The sequence below is a fragment of the Mesorhizobium sp. genome (assembly GCF_024509055.1).
GTDB lineage: Bacteria > Pseudomonadota > Alphaproteobacteria > Rhizobiales > Rhizobiaceae > Mesorhizobium.
On sequence record NZ_JANINM010000526.1, the window covers coordinates 1 to 9,705 of the forward strand.

Annotated in this window: 8 protein-coding genes; 5 read left to right on the forward strand and 3 right to left on the reverse strand. The window is 64.2% G+C overall.

Annotated features, from left to right (window positions below; all coding sequences use genetic code 11):
- The first annotated feature begins 17 nt into the window (after nt 1–17).
- Both Q0L57_RS31520 and Q0L57_RS31525 read left to right on the forward strand, forming a co-directional pair.
- Entirely contained in the window at nt 18–968 is a 951-nt protein-coding gene (locus Q0L57_RS31520) for an SPFH domain-containing protein (RefSeq protein ID WP_296747003.1), read from the forward strand.
- A 23-nt stretch (nt 969–991) separates the two neighbouring features.
- Complete coding sequence (locus tag Q0L57_RS31525; protein WP_296747004.1) at nt 992–1,456, forward strand: NfeD family protein; 465 nt, start codon at nt 992–994, stop codon at nt 1,454–1,456.
- Nucleotides 1,457–1,576: 120 nt separating this feature from the next.
- On the opposite strand, the gene Q0L57_RS31530 is transcribed toward Q0L57_RS31525, so the two are convergent.
- Nucleotides 1,577–2,578, reverse strand: coding sequence for a KpsF/GutQ family sugar-phosphate isomerase (locus tag Q0L57_RS31530; protein ID WP_296747005.1), 1,002 nt, complete (start codon nt 2,576–2,578; stop codon nt 1,577–1,579).
- A 194-nt stretch (nt 2,579–2,772) separates the two neighbouring features.
- On the opposite strand from Q0L57_RS31530, the gene Q0L57_RS31535 reads away from it, so the two are divergent.
- Nucleotides 2,773–4,518 (forward strand): outer membrane beta-barrel protein, encoded by a 1,746-nt coding sequence (locus Q0L57_RS31535; RefSeq protein WP_296747006.1) that lies wholly within the window; start codon nt 2,773–2,775, stop codon nt 4,516–4,518.
- A 34-nt stretch (nt 4,519–4,552) separates the two neighbouring features.
- On the opposite strand, the gene galU is transcribed toward Q0L57_RS31535, so the two are convergent.
- A complete protein-coding gene (galU, locus tag Q0L57_RS31540; RefSeq protein ID WP_296747007.1) occupies nt 4,553–5,458 on the reverse strand; it encodes a UTP--glucose-1-phosphate uridylyltransferase GalU in 906 nt (301 codons plus the stop codon).
- A 211-nt stretch (nt 5,459–5,669) separates the two neighbouring features.
- Here galU and Q0L57_RS31545 point away from each other — a divergent pair, with 211 nt between their 5' ends.
- Complete coding sequence (locus Q0L57_RS31545) at nt 5,670–6,890, forward strand: lytic murein transglycosylase (RefSeq protein ID WP_296747008.1); 1,221 nt, start codon at nt 5,670–5,672, stop codon at nt 6,888–6,890.
- Between the two features lie 110 nt (nt 6,891–7,000).
- Nucleotides 7,001–8,224: a DUF459 domain-containing protein gene (locus Q0L57_RS31550; protein WP_296747009.1), complete on the forward strand. Its 1,224-nt coding sequence runs from the start codon at nt 7,001–7,003 to the stop codon at nt 8,222–8,224.
- On the opposite strand, the gene Q0L57_RS31555 is transcribed toward Q0L57_RS31550, so the two are convergent.
- Nucleotides 8,221–9,675, reverse strand: a complete 1,455-nt coding sequence (locus Q0L57_RS31555; RefSeq protein ID WP_296747010.1) for a glutamate synthase subunit beta — start codon at nt 9,673–9,675, stop codon at nt 8,221–8,223. The two genes, Q0L57_RS31550 and Q0L57_RS31555, sit on opposite strands and share 4 nt — an antisense overlap.
- Nucleotides 9,676–9,705 lie beyond the last annotated feature (30 nt).

Sequence of the window (9,705 nt, forward strand, 5' to 3'; positions counted from 1 at the left end):
TTTGAGGGAGAAACGAAATGGGTTTCAGCGGTTTCGACATTGCCATCATTGTTCTTGTCTTCCTGGTCGTCATTCTTCTTTTCAAAGGCATCAGGACGGTGCCGCAGGGTTATAACTACACGGTGGAACGGTTTGGCCGTTACACCAAGACGCTGACCCCCGGCCTCAACATCATCAATCCCATCTTCGAGCGCATCGGCGCCAAGATGAACATGATGGAGCAGGTGCTCGACGTCCCGACGCAGGAGATCATCACCCGCGACAACGCCATCGTCGGCGTGGACGGCATCGCCTTCTTCCAGATCCTGAATGCGCCGCAGGCGGCCTACCAGGTGTCCGGCCTGCAGAACGCCATCCTCAACCTGACCATGACCAACATCCGCACTGTCATGGGCTCGATGGATCTCGACGAGCTGCTCTCCAACCGCGACGCCATCAACGAGCGCCTGCTGCGCGTCGTCGACGAGGCGGCGCACCCGTGGGGCATCAAGATCACCCGCGTCGAGATCAAGGATATCAACCCGCCGGCCAACCTCATCGAATCGATGGGTCGCCAGATGACGGCCGAACGCAACAAGCGCGCCCAGATCCTGGCCGCCGAAGGCCTCAAGCAGTCGCAAATCCTGGAGGCCGAGGGCCGCAGGGAGGCAGCCTTCCGTGACGCCGAGGCGCGCGAGCGCTCGGCCGAAGCGGAGGCCAAGGCGACGCAGGTGGTGTCGGAAGCCATCGCCAAGGGCGACGTCCAGGCGCTCAACTACTTCGTCGCCCAGAAATACACTGAGGCGCTGACCAAGATCGGCTCGGCTACGAACAGCAAGATCGTGCTGATGCCGCTGGAGGCCTCGTCGCTCATCGGCACGCTGGGCGGCATCGGCGAGATCGCCAAGGAAGTGTTTAAGAACGACGGCAACACCGGCACGCAACGGCAGACGGCGCGCCCGCCGGTGGTTCGTCCGAACGACAACTGATGTCTGCAGCATAGGTGGGCATTATGATCGACCGCATCGTTTCCGAACTCGGGCCCTGGAACTGGATGGTCCTTGGCATCGTGCTTCTGGTGATGGAAGTGGTGGCGCCCGGCGTCTTCATGCTGTGGATCGGCATCGCCGCCCTTATCGTCGGCGCGGTGTCGCTGCTCTTCTGGGACGCAGCCTCCTGGACCTGGCAGGTCCAGGTTCTCGTCTTCCTGGTGCTCGCCGTGATCTCGGCCTTTGTCGGCAGGAGGCTGTCGGTCGCGCGCCATGACACGACCGACCAGCCGCTGCTCAACCGCCGCGGCGCGCAGATGGTGGGCCGCACGGCGACGCTCGCCGAGCCGATCAAGGACGGCCGCGGCCGCATCCGCCTTGGCGATACGTTGTGGCGCGTCTCCGGCCCGGATTTGCCGGCCGGGACGCAGGTGCGCGTGACGGGAGCCGCGGACACCGATCTGGAGCTGACGGTCGAGGCTGTCTAAGCCGAACTCGGGTGCGGTCTAGAGCAATTCCAGGAAAAGTGTGAAACGGTTTTCCGTCCGGAATTGCGTAAAAACAAAGAGATAGAGCGTTTCGCCGTTTCCATGAAACGGTGAAATGCTCTAGGCCGCGCCGATGCGCAACAGATCGTGCAAATGCACAAGCCCGACAGGACGCTTGTTTTCCACCACCATCAGGCTGGTTATGGCTGATGTGTTGATCGTCTGCAGCGCCGTTGCCACCAGCGTGTGGGGCGCCGCTGTCTTCGGCTTCTTCGTCATTACCTGATCGACGCTCATCGCCAGCAGGTCGCTGGCGATGTGGCGGCGAATGTCGCCGTCGGTGATGATGCCGATCAGCGTGCCATCGGCGCCGATGATCGCCACGCAGCCGAAACCCTTGCGCGACAATTCCACGATTGCCTCACGCATGCCGGTGCCCGACGGCACCAGCGGCAGCCTCTCGCCGACATGCATGATTTCGCGCAGTTGGGTCAGGTTGGCGCCGAGCTGGCCGCCCGGATGGAAGGTGCGGAAATGGTCAGGCGTGAAGCCTCGCGCTTCGAGCAGCGCGATGGCCAGCGCATCGCCCATGACCAGTTGGAGCAGCGCCGACGTCGTCGGCGCCAGCCCGTGCGGACAGGCCTCCGGCACGGCCGGCAGGAGCAGCACCACATCGGCGGCGCGCGCCAGCGCCGAACTCTCGCCGGACGTGATGGCAATCAGCGGGATGGAGAAGCGCCTGGAATAGGCGACAATTCCCATCAGTTCCTTGGTCTCGCCCGACCAGGACATGGCGATGATGGCATCGTCTTTGGCGATCATACCGAGATCGCCGTGATTGGCCTCCGCCGAATGGACGAAGAAGGCGGGCGTGCCGGTCGAGGCCAGCGTGGCGGCGATCTTGGCGCCGATATGGCCGCTTTTGCCGACACCGGTGACGATGACGCGGCCTTCGATGTTGGCGATGAGGTCGATGGCGCGCGAGAACGGCTCGGCCAGGCCGTTGTCGAGCGCGGCGGCAAGCGCTGCCACGCCGGCCTGTTCCGTCGCCACGGTTCTAAGCGCCGATTCGATCGCGGCCTGCCTGTCCGGCCGCTTTCTTTCTGGGGACCCCGCTTGCATGGCTGATGCGATTACCGCTTTGCCGCGCGCCTGTCCAACGGAATTGCCGTTTCGTGCTTCCGAGCCGGTGCAATCGGCCCGCCTCAACTCTCCGTTAACCATCCGCATTTACGGTTCGGTAAGTATGGCGCGCCTGCGCCGCGCAAGCAGTGGTGATGATGTCCGGGGCCCTGGCTGAAACAAAAAAAGGTCGAATGGGCATAGCCGTCAGCGCACTGCTGCTGACGGCGAGCGTTCTCGCTTTGCTGCGCCCTGTACCGGCGTTTGCACAAGACACCGAACTGCGCGGCGAGGTCTCCGAATCGGCCATACTGGCCGACCAGCAGCGCAAGGCGCGGCAGCTGCGGGCGCAGGGATCGCAGGACCAAGCCGCGCCGGCGGCAACCGCGCAAGATACACCAACGAATCCCTATCAACCGGCGAGCCCAGGCGCCGTTCCCGACGACGACCAGGCGGGTGCGACAGGCAGCATTTTCGACCAACCGCAGGCGACTGACGATCCCCTAGCCAACAACCCGACGCCTGCCCAACCGCGCCGGCCCTCGACAGCCAGGCAGCGTGCCGAAGACGCCAAGGCGAAAGCGGATACCAAGACAGCTGACAAGAAAAAGGCCAAGAAGAAGCCCGGCGCGACCACCGACAACACGACCACCGCCGCCACCGGCAGCCAGACCGACGCAACCGCCACCGACGAAGACAATGCCAACCGGCGCGCCGTCACCGTCGACAGCGTCGACCGGCAGAAGCTCGACGCCGGCGCCGAGCGAACCGGGTCGATCGAAGGTCAGAAGGTCAAGCCGGAGGACGACCCCTTCGCCGCCACCGGCATCAAGGTCGGCACTTTCGTATTCCGGCCGACGCTCGAGCAGGGCGTCACCGCGACGTCCAATGCGGACGCCAGCAGCGGCGGATCGCGGGCGGTGCTGTCAGAAACGGCGCTGCGTTTCTCCGCCACCTCCGATTGGCGCGAGAATTCGGCTGTTATCGACGGCTACGGCATTTTCCGCAACACGCTCTCGGGTGAGAAGATCAACGACGCGCAGGGCAGGATCGAGGGCCAGCTCAACATCGATCTCGACAACGAGCTGCGCGCCATCGCCAAGCTCGGCTACGAGGCCGTTCCGGAATCGGCCTCTTCGCCGGATGCCATCGCCGGCGTCTCCTCGCAGCCGCTGCGCCAGACCGTCGACGGCAGCCTCGGCGTCGAGAAGGACGTCGGCAAGATGCGCTACACGCTGACCGGCACGGTGTCGCACGATTTCTATGGCGACGCCAAGCTCTCGGACGGTACCGTGCTGTCGCAGAAGGATCGCGACAACACACTCTATTCGGCGACCCTGCGCACCGGATACCAGGTTTCACCGGCTCTCACGCCCTTCGCCGAGGTGGAGGCTGGCCGGCGGATCTACGATCAAAGCGTTGACAGCAGCGGTTTCGAGCGCTCCGCAACGCGGCTCAGCGCCCGCGCCGGCCTCCAGCTCGACACAGGCGACAAGCTGTCCGGGGAATTTTCAGCCGGCTGGCTGCGCGAAGCGCTCGATGACGATCGTCTGCCGGCCAATGCAGGGCCATATGTCAACGCCGACCTCAAATGGTCGCCGGAGCGCGGCACCATCATCGGGCTCACCGGAAGGACCACGGTCGAGAGCACGACCCTCGCCAACGAGAGCGGCGATATCCTTTACTCGGGCCGGCTGACCGGCGAGCGGCAGATCCGCGCCAATCTGACGGCGAATACAGCGCTTGGTCTCGACTGGCGCGACTATACCGGCTCGGACGGCCACGACCTGATCCTGAGCGCCGAGGCCGGACTGACCTGGTGGCTGAACCGCTATGCCGGCCTTACCACGAGGGTAAGGACGGAGAAGCTCACCAGCAACCTGCCGGGACGCGACTACGTCGCCAACAGCATCTATCTCGGGCTGAAAGTGCAGCGATAGTCGGGGCCGGAAAACCGGCCTCGCCGACACTCCTCTAGGAAGCTGCGCCGCGCCGTTCCGATGGCTTCATCTCGTCGAGCAACGTGCGGATGACGCCGGCCATGTTCTCGTTCATGTCCTTGCGCCACAGAGCGAAAGCGACATTGGCCTCGACGAAGCCCTCCGGCGAACCGCAGTCGAAAGTGCGCCCCCGGTAGTGATAGCCATAGAAGGCCTGCTGCTTTTCCAGCTTCAGCATCGCATCGGTGAGCTGGATCTCGTTGCCCGCGCCGCGCTCCTGGTTTTCCAGGATGCCGAAAATCTCGGGCTGCAGGATGTAACGGCCATTGATGAAGAGGTTCGACGGCGCGGTTCCCGCCTTCGGCTTCTCCACCATGCCGGTGATGCGGAAGCCGTGATGGGTGTCCTCGCCACGGCCGACAATGCCGTATTTATGCGCCTCGGCCGGATCGCACTCCTGCACGGCAATGATGTTGTTGCCGGTCTCGGCGTAGAGCTCGACCATGTCCTTCATGCAGCTCTTTTCCGACTGCATGATCATGTCGGGCAAAAGCAGCGCGAACGGCTCGTCGCCGACCAGTTCGCGGGCGCACCAGACGGCGTGACCGAGGCCGAGCGGCACCTGCTGGCGCGTGAAGCTGGTCTGCCCTGGCGCCGGCTGCAGCCGCTGCAGGCGGGCCAGTTGGTCGTCCTTGCCGCGCTGCGCCAGCGTGTCGTAAAGCTCGAACTGGACGTCGAAATGGTCCTCGATGACCGCCTTGTTGCGTCCGGTCACGAAGATGAAATGCTCGATGCCGGCGTCGCGCGCCTCGTCGACCACATACTGGATGACCGGCCGATCGACGACCGTCAGCATCTCCTTCGGGATGGCCTTGGTGGCCGGGAGGAACCGGGTGCCGAGGCCGGCGACCGGGAAAACTGCCTTGCGAACTCGCTTCATCTGCCAATCATCCGCTTGAGGGATCTGCTTTGCCAATTCCGTTTCAGGACATCTTCACGCCGAAATCATGGACTAGCAAACAACTATTGAAAATTGCCAAGGCTAAAAAGCACACGGGCCCCTTTTCGTTCCGGGCGCCGCCTATGGTAAACTAAATACTAACCCGGTTCGGCGTTGAATGATCCTTCCTGATTTGACGAAGGAGGAAAAGATGTCCGTTCGCAACACCGCAAGGCGCCTGACGGCACTCGTGACGGCTGCTGGCCTCACGCTCGCCTTGCTGATGCCCGCCGGGCCCGCTTTCGCCGATGCCGGATTCCGGCAGTGGGTCGCCGGCTTCCGCGCCACCGCCGTCGAAGGCGGGGTCTCGGGCGCTGTCTACGACAAGGCCCTCAAGGGCGTCGAGCCTGACCCGGTGGTGCTGGAAAAGGCCCGCACCCAGCCGGAATTCACCGCTCCCGCCTGGGACTATTTCGACAACCGCGTGCATGACCAGTCGGTGGCGACCGGGCGGCAGATGGCCAAGAAATGGAAGCCGTGGCTTGACCGGATCGAAGCCAGGTTCGGCGTCGACCGCGACATCCTCCTCGCCATCTGGTCGATGGAGTCGAATTACGGCGAAATCCTCAAGCGCGACGACATCATGCGCAACGTCATCCGTTCGCTGGCCACCCTTGCCTATGGCGACCCGAAACGGTCCAAATACGCCCGCACCCAGCTGATCGCGGCGCTGAAGATCCTGCAGACCGGCGATATCGACGAAAGCCACCTCATGGGCTCCTGGGCCGGCGCGATGGGCCAGACGCAGTTCATCCCGACCAGCTACCAGCGCTACGCCGTCGACATGGATGGCAACGGCAAGCGCGACATCTGGAATTCGATCCCCGATGCGCTGGCGACTGCCGCCAACCTTCTCAAGAAGAACGGATGGCAGGCCGGCAAGACGTGGGGCTATGAAGTGAAGATCCCGGCCGGCAAGCTGCCCGGTGGGTCGAAGACACTGGCCCAGTGGCAGACGCTTGGCGTGGTTAGGGCCAACGGCAAGCCGTTCAAGAACCTTGGCGACAGGGCGACATTGAAGGTGCCGGACGGCAGGGGCGGCCCCGCCTTCCTGATGGTCAAGAACTTCTCGGTCATCAAGGCCTACAACAATGCCGACAAATACGCCTTGGCCGTCGGCCTCCTCGCCGACGAGATCGCCGGCGGCAACGGCCTTGTGCAGGATTGGCAGCGGCCCTTCACCAAGCTCAGCTTCGAGGAGCGCCAGGAACTTCAGAAGCGGCTTTCCGAGCATGGCTATTATGAGGGCAAGTTCGACGGCAAGATCGGCGATGGCTCAAAGGCGGCGATCATGGCCTACCAAGCAAAGGTCGGCTTGACCCAGGATGGCTATCCGAGCATGGAAGTGCTGAAGTGGCTCAGGAAGCAGTAGAGCCGTCCTTGATGTGAGGCATCCTTTTCAAGAATGACGAGGATGCGGTAGCGCTTCGGCTTGCGTATGACTTCTCTGCATTGATCATGCGCCAAGGGATGGAGACCTGATTGGTTACGGTTATGCGTATCTGGATGACCGTTCGTCGCGTGCCGATCCTGATTCTCGCAATCGCCGTGATCGCCATTGGCGCCGCAAGCGCCTTCCACACGCCGGCCTTCGCGCAGGAGCAGAGCCACGGCTGGTCGCTGCGCGACCTTCTGTTTCCACGCCGCAGCGAGCGGGTCGAGCCGCCGGCCGACGTCGAGCAGGCCAGGCCGAAGCCAAAGGCGCGCAAGCCCAAGCCGCGGCCGCCGGCGGAACCGGAAACGCCTGTGGTGGAGAAGACGCCCGACGCCCGCATCGTTCTGGTGGTCGGCGATTTCATGGCGGGAGGGCTCGCCGAGGGCCTCGACACCGCCTTCGCCGACAATCCGGCGGTCAAGGTGGTTTCGCGCAGCAACGGCTCTTCGGGCTTCGTGCGCGACGATTTCTACAATTGGCCGGCACAGATCAAGTCGGTGATCGAAGCGGAGAAACCGGCCGTCGTGGTCGTGATGCTGGGTTCCAACGACCGCCAGCAGATGCGCGTTGGTGATGTGCGGGAGCAGCCGCGTTCGGAGAACTGGACCAAGGAATACGAGCGCCGCACCGATGCGATGGGCAAGGCCATACAGGACGCCAAGGTGCCGTTCCTGTGGGTCGGGATGCCCGCCTTCCGGGTGCCGAAGATGAACTCGGATATGCTAGCCTTCAACGACATCTATCATTCGGCCGCCCAAAAGCACGGCGGCGAGTTCGTCGATGTCTGGGATGGTTTCGTCGACGAGAACGGCGCCTTCGTCACCTCCGGTCCCGACATCAACGGCCAGCCGGTCCGGCTGCGTTCCGACGACGGCATCAACGTCACCAAGGCCGGCAAGCGCAAGCTCGCCTTCTATACGGAAAAGCCGCTGGCGAAGATTCTGGGGCTGGCGGCGCCGGGAAGCGTCACCACGGTTTCCGCACCGGCCGGCGCCCCGGTCGAGGCGCCGAAGCCCGCGGCGGCGCCAGTGATCGTCGACCGCACCGCGCCAATGCTGCTCGGCGACCCAGCGCTCGACGGCGGCTCGGAATTGCTGGGAGCAGCGCCGCCGGCCAAGGCCGATCCGAACCTGCCCGGCGAGAAGCTGATCGTCGAGGGCAAGGCGCCGGCCGCTTCGCCCGGACGCGCCGACGACTTTTCCTCGCCGCCCAAGTCGCAGCCGGCGAAAGCGGCGGCTGCGGCTGACACGACGGGAACGATCAACCCTTAACGCGGCAGCACCGTCGAGCCCATAAGCGTCTCGTCGATCGAACGCGCCGCCTGTCGGCCCTCGCGGATCGCCCACACCACCAGCGATTGGCCCCGGCGCACGTCGCCCGCGGTATAGAGCTTGTCGACGCTGGTCTTGTAGTCACGGTCGTTCGCCTCGACGTTCCTCGACCGGCGGCTGTCGGTGACGACCTTTATCTCGCCGTCGAGCTCCTTCATCACGCTGTCGGCGGCAGGTCCGGCAAAGCCGATCGCGATGAAGGCGAGGTCGGCGCGGATGACGAACTCGGTTCCGGCGATCGGCTTGCGCTTCTCGTCGACTTCGCAGCACCTAACCCCGGTCAACTGGCCCTCCTCGCCTATGAACTCGAGCGTCGCCACCTGGAATTCGCGCTCCGCGCCCTCGGCCTGGGACGAGGACGTGCGCATCTTGGTGGCCCAGTATGGCCAGATCGCCAGCTTGTCTTCCTTCTCCGGCGGCTGCGGCCGGATGTCGAGTTGCGTGACACGCACCGCGCCTTGCCGGAAGGCGGTGCCGATGCAGTCGGATGCGGTGTCGCCGCCGCCGACGACCACCACATGCTGGCCGCTGGCGATGATCGGGTGCGAGGGCCATGCCACCGACTGGATAGGCTCGCCGCCGACGCGACGGTTCTGTTGCACCAGATAGGGCATCGCGTCATAGACGCCGCCGAGGTCGTCGCCCGGGATGTTCGCCGGGCGCGGCGTTTCCGAGCCGCCGCAATAGAGCACCGCGTCATATTCGGCGAGCAGCTCCGAAACCTTCTTGTCGACGCCGACATTGACGCCGCAATGGAAGGTCACGCCTTCGCCCTGCATCTGCTCGATGCGCCGGTCGATATAGTGCTTCTCGATCTTGAAGTCGGGAATGCCGTAGCGCATCAGCCCGCCCGGCCGGCTCTCGCGCTCATAGACATGCACGTCGTGCCCGGCGCGGCCGAGCTGCTGCGCCGCCGCCATGCCGGCCGGCCCCGAGCCGATGACCGCAACCCGCTTGCCGGTTTTCTTCTCAGGCGGATAGGGCCGGATATGGCCGGTCTCGTAGGCCTTGTCGGCGATCGCCTGCTCGACCGTCTTGATCGCGACCGGGATGTCCTCGAGGTTCAGCGTGCAGGCTTCCTCGCAGGGCGCCGGGCAGATGCGACCGGTGAACTCCGGGAAATTGTTGGTCGAGTGCAGGTTGCGGATCGCATTGTCCCAGTCGCCATTGTAGACGAGGTCGTTCCAGTCGGGGATCTGGTTGTGGATCGGACAGCCGGTCGGCCCATGGCAGAACGGAATGCCGCAATCCATGCAGCGCGCTGCCTGTTTCTCGACCTCCTTGTCGGACATCGGCAGCGTGAATTCGCGGAAATGCCGGATGCGGTCGGAAGCTGGCTGGTACTTGTGCACCTGCCGGTCGATCTCGAGAAAGCCTGTTACCTTGCCCATAGTCCAGTCCCTGCTGTCCGAAGGCACGCT